The sequence below is a fragment of the Variovorax sp. V118 genome, assembly GCF_041154445.1.
GTDB lineage: Bacteria > Pseudomonadota > Gammaproteobacteria > Burkholderiales > Burkholderiaceae_C > Variovorax > Variovorax boronicumulans.
Map to the genome: position 1 here is coordinate 2,544,870 of NZ_AP028663.1, position 14,744 is coordinate 2,559,613.

12 protein-coding genes and 4 pseudogenes are annotated in these 14,744 nt (G+C 68.2%); 5 read left to right on the plus strand and 11 right to left on the minus strand.

Annotated elements, in window-relative coordinates; all coding sequences use genetic code 11:
• Positions 1 to 24: 24 nt before the first annotated feature.
• Genes ACAM52_RS11705 through ACAM52_RS11715 form a run of 3 tightly spaced genes read right to left on the minus strand, consistent with a single transcriptional unit; the run spans position 25 to position 2,460 of the window.
• Positions 25 to 537 (minus strand): hydroxyisourate hydrolase, encoded by a 513-nt coding sequence (locus tag ACAM52_RS11705; RefSeq protein WP_354346966.1) that lies wholly within the window; start codon positions 535 to 537, stop codon positions 25 to 27.
• Positions 530 to 1,084, minus strand: a complete 555-nt coding sequence (uraD, locus tag ACAM52_RS11710; protein WP_369647101.1) for a 2-oxo-4-hydroxy-4-carboxy-5-ureidoimidazoline decarboxylase — start codon at positions 1,082 to 1,084, stop codon at positions 530 to 532. The genes ACAM52_RS11705 and uraD overlap by 8 nt, the downstream gene beginning before the upstream one ends.
• A 50-nt stretch (positions 1,085 to 1,134) precedes the next feature.
• The gene (locus tag ACAM52_RS11715) at positions 1,135 to 2,460 is read right to left on the minus strand and encodes an MFS transporter (RefSeq protein ID WP_369647724.1); all 1,326 of its coding nucleotides are present in this window, start codon (positions 2,458 to 2,460) and stop codon (positions 1,135 to 1,137) included.
• Between the two features lie 213 nt (positions 2,461 to 2,673).
• Here ACAM52_RS11715 and ACAM52_RS11720 point away from each other — a divergent pair, with 213 nt between their 5' ends.
• Positions 2,674 to 3,636: a LysR family transcriptional regulator gene (locus tag ACAM52_RS11720; RefSeq protein ID WP_139705975.1), complete on the plus strand. Its 963-nt coding sequence runs from the start codon at positions 2,674 to 2,676 to the stop codon at positions 3,634 to 3,636.
• 16 nt (positions 3,637 to 3,652) lie between these two features.
• Here the strand turns inward: ACAM52_RS11720 and ACAM52_RS11725 are convergent, their stop codons facing one another.
• The 7 genes and pseudogenes from ACAM52_RS11725 to ACAM52_RS11755 form a co-directional block, all read right to left on the minus strand.
• The gene (locus ACAM52_RS11725; RefSeq protein WP_369647102.1) at positions 3,653 to 4,525 is read right to left on the minus strand and encodes a winged-helix domain-containing protein; all 873 of its coding nucleotides are present in this window, start codon (positions 4,523 to 4,525) and stop codon (positions 3,653 to 3,655) included.
• A gap of 87 nt (positions 4,526 to 4,612) precedes the next feature.
• Positions 4,613 to 5,194 (minus strand): hypothetical protein, encoded by a 582-nt coding sequence (locus ACAM52_RS11730; protein WP_369647103.1) that lies wholly within the window; start codon positions 5,192 to 5,194, stop codon positions 4,613 to 4,615.
• Entirely contained in the window at positions 5,191 to 6,891 is a 1,701-nt protein-coding gene (locus tag ACAM52_RS11735) for a fimbria/pilus outer membrane usher protein (protein ID WP_369647104.1), read from the minus strand. Before ACAM52_RS11735 ends, ACAM52_RS11730 begins: the two co-directional genes overlap by 4 nt.
• 73 nt (positions 6,892 to 6,964) lie before the next feature.
• Positions 6,965 to 7,783 (minus strand): annotated as a pseudogene (locus ACAM52_RS11740) (FimD/PapC N-terminal domain-containing protein); the annotation flags it as partial.
• Between the two features lie 2 nt (positions 7,784 to 7,785).
• Complete coding sequence (locus ACAM52_RS11745; RefSeq protein WP_354346973.1) at positions 7,786 to 8,502, minus strand: fimbria/pilus chaperone family protein; 717 nt, start codon at positions 8,500 to 8,502, stop codon at positions 7,786 to 7,788.
• 275 nt (positions 8,503 to 8,777) lie between these two features.
• Positions 8,778 to 9,443, minus strand: a complete 666-nt coding sequence (locus ACAM52_RS11750) for a DUF1120 domain-containing protein (protein ID WP_369647105.1) — start codon at positions 9,441 to 9,443, stop codon at positions 8,778 to 8,780.
• A 134-nt stretch (positions 9,444 to 9,577) separates the two neighbouring features.
• Positions 9,578 to 10,378, minus strand: coding sequence for a DUF1120 domain-containing protein (locus ACAM52_RS11755; RefSeq protein ID WP_369647106.1), 801 nt, complete (start codon positions 10,376 to 10,378; stop codon positions 9,578 to 9,580).
• A 307-nt stretch (positions 10,379 to 10,685) separates the two neighbouring features.
• Here ACAM52_RS11755 and ACAM52_RS11760 point away from each other — a divergent pair.
• The 4 genes and pseudogenes from ACAM52_RS11760 to ACAM52_RS11775 all read left to right on the plus strand — a co-directional run.
• Positions 10,686 to 10,967: pseudogene (locus tag ACAM52_RS11760) on the plus strand (response regulator transcription factor); the annotation flags it as partial.
• 196 nt (positions 10,968 to 11,163) lie between these two features.
• On the plus strand, positions 11,164 to 11,328 hold the full coding sequence (locus ACAM52_RS11765) for a LuxR C-terminal-related transcriptional regulator (RefSeq protein WP_369647725.1): 165 nt from the start codon (positions 11,164 to 11,166) through the stop codon (positions 11,326 to 11,328).
• Between the two features lie 200 nt (positions 11,329 to 11,528).
• A pseudogene (locus tag ACAM52_RS11770) lies at positions 11,529 to 11,978 on the plus strand (transporter substrate-binding domain-containing protein); the annotation flags it as partial.
• The gene (locus ACAM52_RS11775) at positions 11,979 to 13,697 is read left to right on the plus strand and encodes an ATP-binding protein (RefSeq protein ID WP_369647107.1); all 1,719 of its coding nucleotides are present in this window, start codon (positions 11,979 to 11,981) and stop codon (positions 13,695 to 13,697) included.
• Positions 13,698 to 13,709: 12 nt separating this feature from the next.
• Here the strand turns inward: ACAM52_RS11775 and ACAM52_RS11780 are convergent.
• Positions 13,710 to 14,587: pseudogene (locus ACAM52_RS11780) on the minus strand (LysR family transcriptional regulator).
• Positions 14,588 to 14,744 lie beyond the last annotated feature (157 nt).

Here is a 14,744-nt window from a genome sequence, read left to right on the forward strand (position 1 = left end):
AGGGAACGAACGGGGCCTGCTTGGTCAGCTGCCGCGCGAGTAGGTGTAGCTCCACGGGCCGAACTGGATCGGCAGGTGGATGCGCTCGGCCACGTTGGCCACGCGGATGCGCACCGGCAGCTTCGACAGGAACGGCGGCGTAGGCAGGCGCGACTGCTTGCGCGCAAAGTACTCGTCCACGTGCAGCAGCAGCTCGTAGTCGCCGGCGCGGTAGCTGTCGCCGATCAAGAGCGGCTCGTCGGAGCGGCCGTTGCCGTTCATGGTCACGGTGCGCAGCAGCTTGAAGCCGTCGCCCTCGCGCACCGAGAAGTCGATGCGCAGGCCGGTCGCCGCAGCGCCGTGGAAGGTGTCGAGCGCATGCACGGTCAGACGCGGGCTCACGCCGTGCAGCACGATGGGGCCGCTGGCCTGGGCCGGGCCGGCGGGTGCGGCCGTCTGTGCAACAGCTCCGTGAGGCGCCAGGGCCGCGGCGCCGAGCGCGAGGCCCGACAGCGCGAAGCGACGGCGTGCGGGCAGGGAAATTTCTTTCTCAGGCATGGACCGCTCCTTGGGAGGTGGACGCACCCAGCAGCGTGTCGATGCGCCCGCGGGTGATGAGGCCGATCTGCGTCAGCGCTGCGCGGCGCTCGGCTTCGGTGGACTCGGCGGTGCGGCTGCGCAGCGCCTCGAAGATCTGGCCCTTGGTGCTGCGCCGCACCGCGATGATGAAAGGAAAGCCGTGCCGCTCGCGGTACACGCGGTTCAGCCGCTGGATCTCGGCCATCTCTTCGCGGCTCAGCGCATTCAGGCCCGCACTGCCCTGCTCGCCGACCGACTCGGCGGTCATCGTGCCGGCCTGGGCTTCGCGGCCCGCCAGCTCGGGGTGGCCGCACAGGAAGGCCAGCTGCTGGGCGTCGGGTGCGCGGCGCACCACGTCGAGCATGGCTTCGTGCAGCGCGTCGATGGTGGCGAAGGGCCGCAGCGACCAGGCCGAGCGTGCGACCCAGGGCGAGTTCTCGAAAGTCGGCCCGAGTGCGGCGACAAACGCGTCGCAGTCCATGGCGTTGAGCGCCTGGAGATCGAAACGATGGGCGTGGGAAGGCATGGAGAGCATCTCCTTTGTATTCAGACAGTCGGACGAAGGGGTGGAAGGAGTCAGCGCGCGGGCGTCTTGTGCAGGCGCGGCACGAACAGCAGGATCAGCACGGTGGCGCAGATCTCGACCGCCGCGACCACATACAGGCCCGGCGCCAGGCTGCCGGTGGCGGTCTTGATGAGGCCCAGCATCCACGGCGCGCCGAAGCCCGCGAGGTTGGCGATCGAATTGATCAGCGCCACGCCGCCGGCGGCCGCGGTGCCGGCCAAGAAGCGGTTGGGCATCTGCCAGAACACGGGGATCGCGCTCATGGTGCCGACGATGGCCAGCGTGAGACCCGCCAGCACCAGGGCCGGGCTCTGGCGCAGGAACAGCGCCACCACCAGCAACGCACCCGACCCCAGCGCCGCGGCCAGCGCGCAGTGGTAGCGCGACTCCTGGTGGCGGTCGGAGTGGAAGCCGTTCCAGATCATGCCGGCCGCGCCGCACAGGTAGGCGCCGGCCATGATCCAGCCCACGGTCAGCGGGTTGGTGAAGCCGACTTCCTTCACCAGCGTCGGGCCGTAGAAGGTGAGCGACGAGTTCGCCGCGATGATGCAGAAGAAGATCAGGATCAGCAGCCAGAACTTGCCGTTTTTCAGCGAGGCCAGCATGCTGTGCTCGCGGTGGCCCAGCGTCTTGCGGTCGCGCTCCAGGTCGTCGTGCACCAGCTGGCGTTCACGCGCCGTGAGCCAGTGGGCCTGCTCGGGGCGGTCGGTCAGGTAGAAGTAGGTGGCGATGCCGGCCAGCACCGAGGGAATGCCCTCGAGCAGCAGCACCCACTGCCAGCCGGCCCAGCCGTTCACGCCATGCATGTTGTTCATGATGGTGCCGGCCAGCGGCCCGCCGATCACGCCCGCGAAGGCCGAGGCCGACATGAACATGCCGAAGGCCTTGGCGCGCCGGCTGTCGGGGAACCAGTAGGTCAGGTACAGGATGATGCCGGGATAGAAGCCCGCCTCGAACACGCCCAGCAAGAAGCGCAGCAGGTAGAACATCTCGGTGCTCTTCACGAACATCGTGGCGATCGAAGTCAGGCCCCAGCCGATCGTGATGCGCATGATGGTCTTCTTGGCGCCGATCTTCTGCAGCAGCAGGTTGCTGGGCACCTCGAAGAAGAAGTAGCCCAGGAAGAAGATCCCCGCGCCCAGCCCGTAGGCCGCCTCGCTCCACTTCAGGTCGTCCAGCATCGTCAGCTTGATGAAGCCGATGTTGACCCGGTCGATCCAGGCCAGCACCCACAGCAGCATCAGGAAGGGAATCAGGCGGAAGATGATCTTGCGGTAGATGCCGTCCAGTTCCGCCGTGGCGGTGTGTTCCCGGACTGGCGCCATCGTGGCGTCCATGCTCATGGTTGTCTCCATTTCTAGGTGTGGACGGGACGCGCCGCCTGGGACCTTCTGTGGGTCCGCTTGCGGCTGCCGTTCCCGCTGGTGGCGAACTGTAGGCAGATATCGCGGCCCTGGATCACGCTCTCTAGAATGTGCGACATAACGGTTTGCAATGATGGTGCTGCCGCCGGCAACGCCCCCAGAGGCATTTTTTTCCGCCCTGCCGCCATGTCACGCTCCCACGCTCCCGTCGACACCTACCTGCTGCGCGTGCTGGTCGCCCTGGTGGCCGAACGCAGCGTCTCCCGGGTGGCGGTGCGCATGAACCAGACCCAGCCCGCCATCAGCACCGCCCTGCGCCGGCTGCGCGAGGTGTTCGCCGACCCCATCCTGGTGCGCGAGCGCAGCGGCATGGTGCCGACCGAGCGGGCGCTGCAGCTGCGCGACCGCGCGCGCGGCGCGCTGCTCGAAATCGACCGCATGCTCTCGGGCCCCGAGCAGTTCGAGCCTGCTTCGAGCGCGATGACCTTCCACCTCGCGCTGCCCGACTACCTGGCGATGAGCTTCCTGGCCGACGTGACCACGCGGTTCCGCGCCGAGGCGCCACACGCGCGGCTGGTGGTGCACCCGCTGAGCGTCACCTACGACTACGAGCGCGCGCTGGCGCAGGGCGAGCTCGACATCGTCATCGGCAACTGGCCGCAGCCGCCCGACCGGCTGCACCTGTCGCTGCTGCTCGAAGACGACCTGATGTGCCTCATGGGCAAGAACAACCCGCTGGCCGCCAAGGGCGCCATGACGATGGAGCGCTACATCGCGGCGCGCCACGTGGTGCCCACGCCGTATGCGGCGTCGCAGCGCGGCGTGGTCGAGACGCACCTGGCCACCTTGCGCCAGACGCGCGAGGCCTGCATCGCCGTGCCCTACTTCACCGTGGCGCCGCACCTGCTGGTGGGCACCGACCTGGTCTTCACCACCGCGCGCCATTTCGCGATGCAGTTCGTGCACACGCTGCCGCTGGTGGCGGTGCCCGCGCCGCAGGGCTTTCCGCGCATGCGCTTCTACCAGCTGTGGCACGACCGCTCGCAGCACGAGCCGGCGCACCGCTGGCTGCGCGGCATCCTGGCGGCGGTGGCGTCGGGGTTGGCGCGGCCCGATGCGGCGGAAGTCGCCGCACCCGCGAGCGCCTAGGCTGATTGCCTTTCGCTCAGGCGGCCGAACCCGGCGCAGCGGCCCCGCTCCCCCACGCGCGCTCCCCTGCCCTTCGGACGGGTTCCCGCTGCCGGCGCCTGTTCTCTTCCGGCGCGCTGGCCGTGGTGCTCAACCGGTAGCCCTGCCCCGGAACGGCCTGCAGTTCCAGCCCGTGGCGTCCGGCGCCCAGGCCGAGCTTGCGGCGCAGGCCGCACACGTTCGTGGAAAGCACCCCGGAGCCGCAGCGATGGCCGCTGTCCCACACCAGCGCGCGCAGCGCGTGGTGGGTCAGGACCTGGTCGACGTTCCTGAACAGCACGATGGCCAGGTCGAACTCATTGGGCGTCAATTCGACCCGGATGCCGGCCACCTGCGCGCTGTCCGCGGACAGGTCGAAGCGGAACGCACCCCATTCGACGAACTGGCCCGCCACCCGTGCCCGGTGCCACTGCAGGAAGCACCGCATCAGCAGGTACGCCTCTTCGAACGAAGACGGTGTCACCTCCACGTGGTCGGATTCGCGCGCATGCAGGACCGCCAGCTCGCGCAGACCGCGCTTGCCGCCGCTCAGGACCAGGGGGCACTCCGGGCCCACCTGTTCCCGCACCTGGGCGATCAGTGCGCCCGCGGCGCCGGCGTCCACCGGGCAGGCCACGACCACGGCGTCGAAGCGAAGGTGGAGGTAGCGGCACGCCTGCATCAACTCCAGTGCGCTGGTGAAGACCAGCGGCCAATGGCCGAGCCTGCGGATGGCCCGCCCCATCTGCTGTCGAGGCCGCAGTTCCGGGTCGATCACCGCAATGGTGGCGCACGTGGTCTCGCCCCACGTGATGGGCAGCCGCAGCGTGGAGGGGATGGCGGTGTGGACAGTGCAATGACTCTGCTTCAAGGATCACTCCAGAGGTGGATGGATGGATCGGATGTCGAATCGCCTTGTGGGCGAACCGAATGGGTGGCCTGTGCGCCGGATGACGGGCTAACGGCTCAGAACTTCGAAACGCCCCGCGCCTTCCCAGGTGCTTTCGGCCGCGACGCGCGTGGCGGCGGCCCCCACGAAGGGCTCGATCTCGAGCTGCACCGTCAGGCGCTGCCCCTGGGCCAGGCCCGCGCCGTCCATGGGCGACATCCGGTCGCCGGGCCGAAGGAGCGATGAAGGGGCCGAGTTCGTGGCGTCCGCGTGCGATCCGGCCAGGCGAACCGGCTTGCCGTCGAGCTGCGCCTGCACGATCCGCAGGGTGAAGCGGCCGTTCCCGGCAAACCGGAACCCCGTGTCGTCCGCTGCCGCGCCCTGGAACGACAGCGCCATCGCCGTGCGTTCGGCGCACACCGCCGTGAGCGTCACGAGGCGCTTGCCCAGCGAGGCGCGGGCGGGGTCGGGCTGGCGTTCCAGCAGCTGTGCGCGGGTCATTCGTCCGTAGTCGACGAGCGACTCGCTCAGTTGCGTGTCGCAGCGTGCCGAGGCTTGTGCATGCGCCGGCGTTCCTGCCATGGCGAAAAGCGCGGCAAGCGCGATGCTGAACAATGCGCTTTCCCGGCGCAGGTTTTTCATCGTGATCATTCGTGTGCTTCCATGGCCGTGCAGGTGGCATTGGCCGATTCAAAGTAGGCGGAGGCGTCTGGCTTTTCCGGCAGCGAAAACGCGAGCCTGCAGCTGTCCCCGTTCGACAGCGTGACCCGCAGGTCCGCGCCGTCTCGCACGTCGGGCAGAAAGACCTGCCCGCCGTCGACCACCGAGGTGACGTACTGGTTGTCGCCGTCGACCACCGCCCCGCCCTTCTCGAGCGCTTGCCCCGCGGGACCGACGGCTTTCAGCAGCACCCGGCGGGCGTTGACCACGCCGAAGCGGATGTGGTTCACCGACCCGCGGCCCGCGTCGAGCTCCTGGTAGCCGTTCACCAGGTCGACGTTGCGAGGCAGCGACCGGGTCGCGATCTCCAGCCGGCTCGTGTGGTACGGGAACAGCTGCGGGGCCACCGCGCGTCCCCACGCGTCGGTCCACACCGGGCCTTGCGGCGTGCCGATGCGGACGCCGGACACGCCCCCCACCGAGACGATGCCGAAGGTGTCCTGCACGGGGTACGGCGAGAACGTGACGCCGTCCTTGTGAGCGACGATGCCGCCCTGCAGCTGCCCGCTGTAGGTGGTGCTCGCGCCGTTGCGCGAGAAGCCCAGGTTGGCTTGCGTGTAGCGCGGCAGCAGGCTCAGGCGCCCCGCGAAGTCATTGCGCCCGTCGCGGCTGTCCCGCTCGGCCGAGACCTGGTAGCTCGTGGTGTCGTTGATGCGCTCGTTGAGCGTGACGCCGGCGCGGGTCCGGTCGTCGTAGCGGTTGACGTACGTCTTGACCGTCTTCGAGCCCAGCGGAATGCTTACGGTGACATAGGCTGCATGCCGGTTGTCGAAGCGCCCGAGGTCACCCGTGCTGCGTTCCACGTTGAGCGACACCGTGGCGTGCGCGAACGACTTCACCCACGAGCCGATCACGCGCTGGATGTGGCGTCCGTCGAAGCTCGAGGAGGTCGAATAGGCCAGCCGGAAGCCGCCAAGGCTCGCATGGGTCCAGCCGACCGAGCCCGTGTACTGGCCCTTGTAGCGCTGGCGCGTCCAGGCGGTGTCGAACAGGTCCGGGTTGACCGTGTCCGCCAGATCGCGAAAGCCCCGGGTCTGTTGCGTGGCGCTCACCGACGCCGACAAGGCGGGCGAGATCACGCTGCTCACCGACGCGTTGACCTGCGTGCCGCGCATGCCCTCCCCTGTGGCGTTGGACACGGCCTGTCGAAACCCCGCCATCGTGCCGGGCATCACCATGCGGTTCACGGCCCATGCCGCGGCCTGGTAGCGCGAGGCCGCCATGGCACCCGCCGTCAGGTGCGTGCGCTTGTCCAGCGCCCAGGTGCCGGTGCCTGTCGCCACCCAGGGCTTGTCTTGCCGCTCACCGTGGCCGTACGGGCGGTAGCGGCCGACCGCGAACGAATAGCCCGCCGTCGTGCGAAGCGCGGTCGCGCCCAGGGCGGCGGCGGGCACGGTGAACGGCCGGCGCGAGCCGTCGGCCTCGATGACCGTGACTTCCAGGTCGCTCGCGCCGCTGAGCAACGGCAGGCCGGTCAACGAAAACGGTCCCGGCGGGACGACCGTCGAGTAGATCAGCGCCTGGTTCTGCCGCACCTCGACGCGGGCCTGCGTGTGGGCGATGCCTTCGACCACGGCGCCGTTGTCGCGTGCGTCCGCGCGCAGGGCCTCTTCCGGGACGATCTGCACGCCCAGGATCGCCCGGGAAGATCGAGCTGGCGATGGTGATCTGGCCGCCCTGCACCGTCGAGCCCAAGCCGGTCAGCGTCTTCTGGCCGTAGGCATACAGGTGCTGCAGCTTCTCCTTGCCGTTGTTCGAGGTGTAGCTCTGGCGGCTTCGGAAGATCCAGTCGCCGACGTTCAGGCCGGCCTCGGTGTTCAGCGAATGAAAGCTGCTGGTGCCGCCGGCATGGCGGCTGTCCATCGTCAGCAGGTCGTAGTTCAGCAGGCCGGCGACGCCGCCGCTGCTGAAGGTGTCGGCGCGCTCGCGGGCCCGGAACGCATCGGTCGGCACGATGAGCCGGACCTCGTCCCTGCCGGGGCGCAGCTCGACGATCGTGCTGGGGAACTGGCGCTGGAATTCATCGCAGGCCGTGGCGCCCGCAGCTGCGTCGTCCGCCCCGCGGCTTGCGACGAGGCCGGCCTTGTCGCGCAGCGTCTCGTCGAAACACAGGCGGCCGTCCGCATCGAAGGTGGCGGGCACCAGCCCGCGCCGCTCGCCGTTGACGAACAGCGTCACCACGCTGGTCCCGGCGCGAAAGCGGGCTTCGTGCCGGAAGTAGTCCGCCAGCTTCGGGTCGATGCCGCGCGGCCTGAGCACATCCAGGTCGAAACCGGCGCCCTGCTTTTCCTTGATGAACTGCTCGATGACGTCGGCGCGCTCCTCGCCGGCCAGCGCAAAGGCCGACGGAGAGGCCAACAGCACGCAGAGCATCGCCGGCAGGCCGACCGCAGCACCTTTCGCTCGCCCGCCCATGGCGGCCGCGGCGACCGGCGAACGGCGCTGGATGCGGCGAAAGGCGCGACCGTGCGGCCGGCGGGCGGCAGCAGGAACCGCAGCGCGGAAGGACTGCGCAGCCATCGTCAGTGCGCCGCGAGCCTGACGTCGTAGCTGGCCACGGTGAAGCCGTACACCGTCGCAGGCACCAGCCGCACCGTGGCGGCCCCCTTCGCAGCGGCCGGCAGGGGCACTTCTACCGTCTCGCCGGGAAGCACGTGGGGGCGCGGCAAGTCGACCGTCGCGGCCGACGGCAGCAACTGGACCGCGGTGGCCAGGCGCACCACGTACGGGCTGTCGTTCACGACGCGCAGCGTGCCGGTCCCGACCGACCACTTCAGTCGCTTCCACGGCTGGTCGTCCTTCGCCAGGCCCTTGGGGTGGATCAGCACCGGCAGGTTCTGGCGCACGTTCATGGTCACGCGCAGGCCCGGCTCCGTGTTCTTCGGCGGGATGCCTTCGAAGATCACGCGCCGCAGGCGTTGGGTCTTCAGAGGTTGCCCGGTTTGCAAAAGAAAACGCACGAGCTGCGTTTCGCCCGGCTCGACCCGGGCGACCGGCGGCGTCACGATCAGCAGGGTGTCGTCGTCCCCGGGAATGCCCGTCAGCGACGTGAACATGAGCGCCGGCTTAGCGTCCGTGTTCTTGACGTTGATGCTGGCTTCGCCATCGCTCTCGTTGACGATGACGACCGAGGTCTCCGGCAGCATGCCCGCGGCATGCAGCGGCAGCGGGGCAAGGCCCACGATCCATGCGGTCGAGGCGGACAGTGCGAAAACAAATCTGGCGGGAATGAAGTTCACGGTTCTCTTTCCTGTGGTCGGACGAGCGCGTCCGCCGTCTCGAAAGGGGCGCTTTCGAGAAGAATCAAAAATGGGGAGGGACCGACGGGCCGTTCGCGAGCCGTGGCCCCAGGGGTGGCTCCGCGTCGATCCCGAACGGTCCGGACGCGATGCCGGCCGGTGCTCAATGCCGCAGCGGGCTCGAGAACGGGATGTCCTGGAAAGGATTGCGCCAGGCGCCCTGCCCGGCACAACCCCGTATCGGGCGGAAGGTCCGCCCGATACAGCCGAGCGGCTTACAGGTAGATGAGTTCGAAGGTCGACAGGCCATCCAGCGGGATCGCGTGGGTCAACGGCAGGTTGCTGCTCTTGTCGATGGCGGTCGTCACACGGATATCGGCCGTGACAGACGTGTTGGCACCCGGCGTATTTGACGTGGTGTTGCTGAATGAAATCAGTCTGCTCCCATCACCCCACAGGCCCCTTTGGTTGAGGAACCCCCAACTGACTCCGCCATCCCCGCTCTCAAGGGCAAGCGAGAAGCCTCCACCATTGGCGTTCTGACGCACAACTTGCAATGAATATGCGCCGATGTTCTTGCCATCCGAAGTGCCCAAGCCGAACTTCATGTTCGGGGTGGCCCCCTGGATCGTTTCAAGCGAAGTGACCGCGCTCGCGGCGCGTTCGTCAATCACCTTGAAGCCGAACCGCACAGGCGCATCGCAGGTCATGGTCAGTTGGATCGACTTTTCCGCGAGCGTGGTCTGGGCCGTCGGGTTCAGCGAGCTGGCGGGGATCGTGCCGTAGTCGACCACGCCACCGCCCGCAAAGGCGGGCGTGCAAGCGGCCGGAACGATGGTGCCGGTGATCCGCAGTTCGGCGCTTTCGGCGCTCGCCGGGACAGGTGCGATCACCACGGCGGCCGCGCCAGCGATAGCGGCGAGGGTTGCAATTCTCTTCACACGTATTTCCTCAAGAATTTCAAAAAAGTTTCAACGAAGGATTCATTGAGATCCTCCCCAACCCGAAACGCTGCCCTTGACGGCAGAGGCAACAGGAATGGAAATGGATCGACGGGCTGTTCGTCAGCCGCCGCTTACAGGTAGACGAGTTCGAACGTCGACAGGCCATCCAGCGGGATCTGCTGGGTCAGCGGCAGGTTGCTGCCCTTGTCGATGGCAGTCACCACACGGATGTCGGCCGTGATGGCGGTGTGGGCGCCTGGCACCGTTCCCGTGGCACTGGCGGCGAACGCAACGAGCGTGCCGCCGTCGCCAGTCATGCCGCCAGCAAAGTCCGACCAGGTGGCGCCGCCGTCCACGCTGTTGATGTGCTTGGTGCTGCCTTGATCGGCCGTCTCTTTCGTGATCTGCAACGAATAGGCGCCGATGTTCTTGCCATCCACAGCGCCCAGGCCGAACTTCGCGTTCGTGGCGTACCCCGGGATGGTTTCCAACGCGGCGACCGCCGTCGCAGCGCGTTCGTCGATCACCTTGAAGCCGAACAGCACAGGCGCATCGCAGGTCAGCGTCAGCTGGGTCGACTTGTCCGCGAGCGTGGTCTGGGCCGTCTGATTCAGCGAGCCGGAGGGAATGTTGCCGTAGTCGACCACGCCGCCGCCCGTGAAAACGGGCGCGCAGGCGGCTGGAATGATGGTGCCGGCGATCCGGAGCTCGGCGCTTTCGGCGCTCGCCTGGCCGGGCACGAACATCACGGCAGCCGCGCAGGTGACAGCGGCAAGGGTTGCAATTTTCTTCACTGGTATTTCCTCAAGAACTTCAAAAAAAAGGTTCAACGAAGGATTCGTTGAAACCCACCCATGGCCTCGAAACGATGCGTTGGACTGCACCGCAACGAACCCAATCCAACCGCCGATGCGTCGGGTTTCGCGTTGCAAGGGCCTTGCGCCTCTTGCAGCGAGTGCCCTTGAAAGTGCACACGAAAAGCGTGTGAGCGGCGGCGTGTTTTCTTCCGATGGATTGTTCTTTTCGGGTGCTTTTCCCGATATAGAAATACAACGAAAAACCGGGAGGTCGACTTAGGGATCGTTCGAAAATTCGACCCCGGGGCGGCGCGGGCTCGCGCGGCATGCGCTCACGCATCCCCTCGTTGTGATGGTGTCGACGTGGGGGCGAGCCGCCTACGATCCGCCCACTGGGAGGGTCCTCATGGCACACCACCTCGCCGCGCAGCCGCTGCGCCTGATGGTGCTCGACGACCACGCGGTCGTCCGGCATGGCCTGATCGCAAGATTGGCGGACGAGCCCGACCTGTCGGTGGTCGGCAGCCATGCCACCAGCCGCGAACTGCTCGATGCCCTGGCCACCGTGGCGGCGGATGTCGTGCTCGTGGATTTCTCGCTCGGGCCTTCGGACATCGACGGGCTCAACCTCCTGCGGGCACTGAAGGTGCGGCATCCGCGCAGCCGGACGATCGTCATCTCCGCGCACTACAGCGCGGCCACCGTGGCACTGGCGCTGAAGGCCGGCGCGCGCGGCTATGTCGGCAAGAGCCAGGAACTGGACGAGCTCGTGGCGGCCGTGCGCACGGTGAGCAAGGGCCGCATCCACCTGCATCCCGACATGGCGGCGGACATCGCCACCCTTTCCGAGGCCGCGTCGCCCCACACCGACGCCGAGGCGCTCACGAAGAACCCCGCTGCTGTCCCCGCGCGAGCGCGAGGTGCTGCGCTGCTGCCTGGAAGGCCTGTCGGTCACGCAGATCGCCGCGAAGTTCTCCCGCAACGTGAACACCATCAGCACGCAGAAACACGCGGCGTTCCGCAAGCTGGGCATCCGCACGGACAACGAGCTGTTCAAGATCCGCCACCAGCTGGACAAGACATGAATCCCTGGCGCGCTCTCGGGCGAGCGGCCCGGTGGACGATGTGCGGCGCGATGGCCCTCCCCGCCGGCCCCGCCTGGGCGCAGGCGCAGCCCCTCTTCACCGACGAGGAACAGCGCTGGATGAAGGCCAACCCCGTCGTGCGCTACGCCGCCGACACGCGGCTGAGCCCGCTGGAGTCCATCGAGCATGGCCGCTACAAGGGATTGATCGCGGAGTACCTCGACGCGGTCGCCCGCAAGTCGGGCCTGCGCTTCGAGCTGCACGCCACGCATGACTGGCAGGAAGCCCAGCAGGCCTTCCTCGACGGCAAGGTCGACATGTTCCCGAACGCCAGCGCCGACCGCACCACGCGCGAGGTCGGCGCCAGGCTGCGCCTGACCGATCCCTTCTTCGTGGCGCAGACGATCATCGTCACGCGCACCGACGCCCCCTTCGTCCTGCACATGAAGGACCTGGACGGCAAGGTGGCGGCTGTGCGCGGCGGAGGCACCTACGCCCATGTCTTCGCCGAACGCTACCCCGGCGTGCGCGTGCTGCCCACCAGTGAGCCGATGGAAAGCCTCGACGCGGTGATCACCGGCGAGGCCTACGCCGCCATCGGCTCCGACGCGGTATTTTTGCCCATGATGCGCCGCAGGCATGCGCGCTAGTTGAGCATCTCCGGCACGATCGGCGATCTCCTGTACGTGGCCCAGATGGGTGTTCGCGCCGACCTGCCGCTGCTGCATTCCATCGTGGAGAAGTCGCTCGCCAGCCTCTCGGCGGCGGAGACCGGCCAGATGAACGACCGGTGGCTGGAGCAGACCGACTTCGGCGAGCCGTCGCTGCTGTCGATCGTGCGCTACCGCCTGCCGCAGCTGTTGCTGCTGCTCGGCGGCGTCGTTCTGCTCGGCTGGTTCGCCTGGCGCGCCCGCGTGGCGCAGCGCGCCGCACAGAAGAGCGAGCGCACCAAGTCGAACTTCCTGGCGGTCATGAGCCACGAGATCCGCACGCCCATGAACGCGGTGCTGGCCTCCATCGAGATGCTGGCGCACACGCCGCTGGATGCGCGCCAGACGCGCTTCACGCGCACCGCCTCGGCGGCCGCCGAAGCCCTGCTGTCGCTGCTGGACGATGTGCTCGACCTCTCGAAGCTGGACGCCCGGCGCCTCGCGCTGGAACTGGTGCCCACCGACGTCGACGCGCTGGCACAGAAGGTGGCGCATGTGGCGCGCGTGAACGCGCAGGACAAGCCGCTGGTCATCGCGGTGCGCACGCACAACCCGTCGGGCCGGCAGGTGCTGATCGACCCCACGCGGTTGCGGCAGGTGCTGCTCAACCTGTTGGGCAATGCCGTGAAGTTCACCGAGCGCGGGCGCATCGACGTGACGCTGGAGCTTCTGGACGATGGCGGCATGAACGGCCTGCTGACGGTCACGGTGAACGACACCGGCATCGGCATCGCGCCCTCGCAGCAGGCCACCCTCTTCGATGCCTATTCGCAGGCCGACAACTCGACCACCCGGCGCTTCGGCGGCACCGGGCTGGGTCTGACCATCTGTAAGGAGCTGGTCGAGTTGATGGGCGGCGAGATCCGGTTGACCAGCCGCCTCGGTGCGGGCACCTCGGTCGAGTTCGCCCTGCCGGTGAAGCTCGTGGCGCCGGCACAAGAGGTTTCCAGGGACACCGCTGCGGCGCGTGGCAAGCCGCCTTCCGGGCCTGCGGCCACCGTGCTGGTCGTGGAGGACCATCCGGGCAACCAGTTCATCATCGCGGAGCAGTTGCGCATGCTGGGCTACGACGCCCGGATCGAAGCCGACGGCGCGGCGGCGCTGGCCGCGCTCGCGCCGCCGCATCCTTTTGCGCTGGTGCTCATGGACTGCCACATGCCGGGGATGAGCGGCTACGAAGCGACGCGCCGCATCCGAGAGAGCGAGCGAGAGGCCGGCGTCAGCCATCTGCCCGTGATCGCGATCTCGGCCGCGACCGACTCGGCGCACCTCGACGAATGCATGGAAAGCGGGATGGACGGCGTGCTCAAGAAGCCGCTGCGGCTGGACGAGCTGTCGAGCATGCTGCAGCTCTGGCTGGGCGGGACGCCCTCGTCGCAGCAACGCCCCGATACGGCCTTGCCGCCGCAGTTTCACGAGGCCATGGCGGAAGACCTTGCGGCGTTGCGTCGGGCGTTCGCTGCGGGCGACACCGCGAGTGCGGCACACCATGCGCACCGGATCAGGGGCGCGGCCTTGATGGTCGACGCTGCGGCCGTGGCAGCGCCCGCCGAGGCCTTGGAAGACATCGCCCGCGCCGAAACCGCTTCGGATCACATGCGCGTGGCGGACCTGCTGGACGAACTCCAGCTTGCGCTGTCGGCGCAGGCGGCGTCCTGAGCAGACGGCGCCCTACGCTCCCGCCATCCGTTCCTTCATCAGCCGCCGAAGAATCGCCAGCGCCGGCGCCTCGGTGCGCTGGCGCAGCGTCACCAGCCCGAAGCGCGCCGTGCCGCGCATCGGCGGCTCCATCCGCAATTCGACCAGGTCGGGTGCCGACTCGTGCACCGCGAGCAGCACCGTGTCGCTCTGGCGTACCACGTCGGCGATGCTGGGCAGCTCCTCGCACTGCAGGGTCACGCAGTTGGCAGGATGCGCCTGCGGGCCGTAGGTTTCGACCAACCCGCGCGCCACCTCGTCGCTCAGCGGCGTCGAGGCGATCGGGTAGCGTTGCACCGCCTCGAAGCTCACGCCCTTGCGCAGCCGCGTGAGCGGATGGCCGCGGCGGCACAGGAAGGCGCCGCGCAGCTCGTACACGTGGGTCAGCACCAGGTCGGGCGCTGGCTTGAGCGCGCGCGCATCGACCACCAGCGCGTCCAGGCTGCGCTCGCGCAGCGCCTGCGCCAACAGGTCGGTGCTGCCGCGCGCGATCACGGTGCGCACGGCCGGATGGTGCGTGGCCATGTGCAGCAGAAAGGGCGTCATCAGCAGCGCACCCGGCCCCGAGCCCAGCCGGTGCCGCCCTCGCCTTCGCGCATCTGCCGGCCGCGGTCGCGCAGCGCCTCGGCCTCCGACACCAAGAGCCGCGCGCGCTCCAGCACCTCGCGCCCGAAGACCGTGAGCTCGTTGCGCCGGCCGATGCGGTCGAACAGCGGCATGCCCAGCTCGTCCTCGAGCGCGCGCACGCTGCGGCTGAGCGCGGGCTGCGTCAGGTGCAGCGCCTGCGCCGACTGGCTGAACGAGCCCGTGTGGGCCAGCGAAATCAGGTGCCTCAGTTGAACCAGCGTCATGGCGAAAACCTCGTTTTCATGAATGCATTGGACTCATGCTAATGCAGCCAACAATGCATTGGACGTTGCGTCGGCCCGCTCCTAGCATTCCCCTGCATCCGGCCCCACGAGCCGGCACCACCCCAGGAGACATGACTTTGACGACGACGACTTCGCT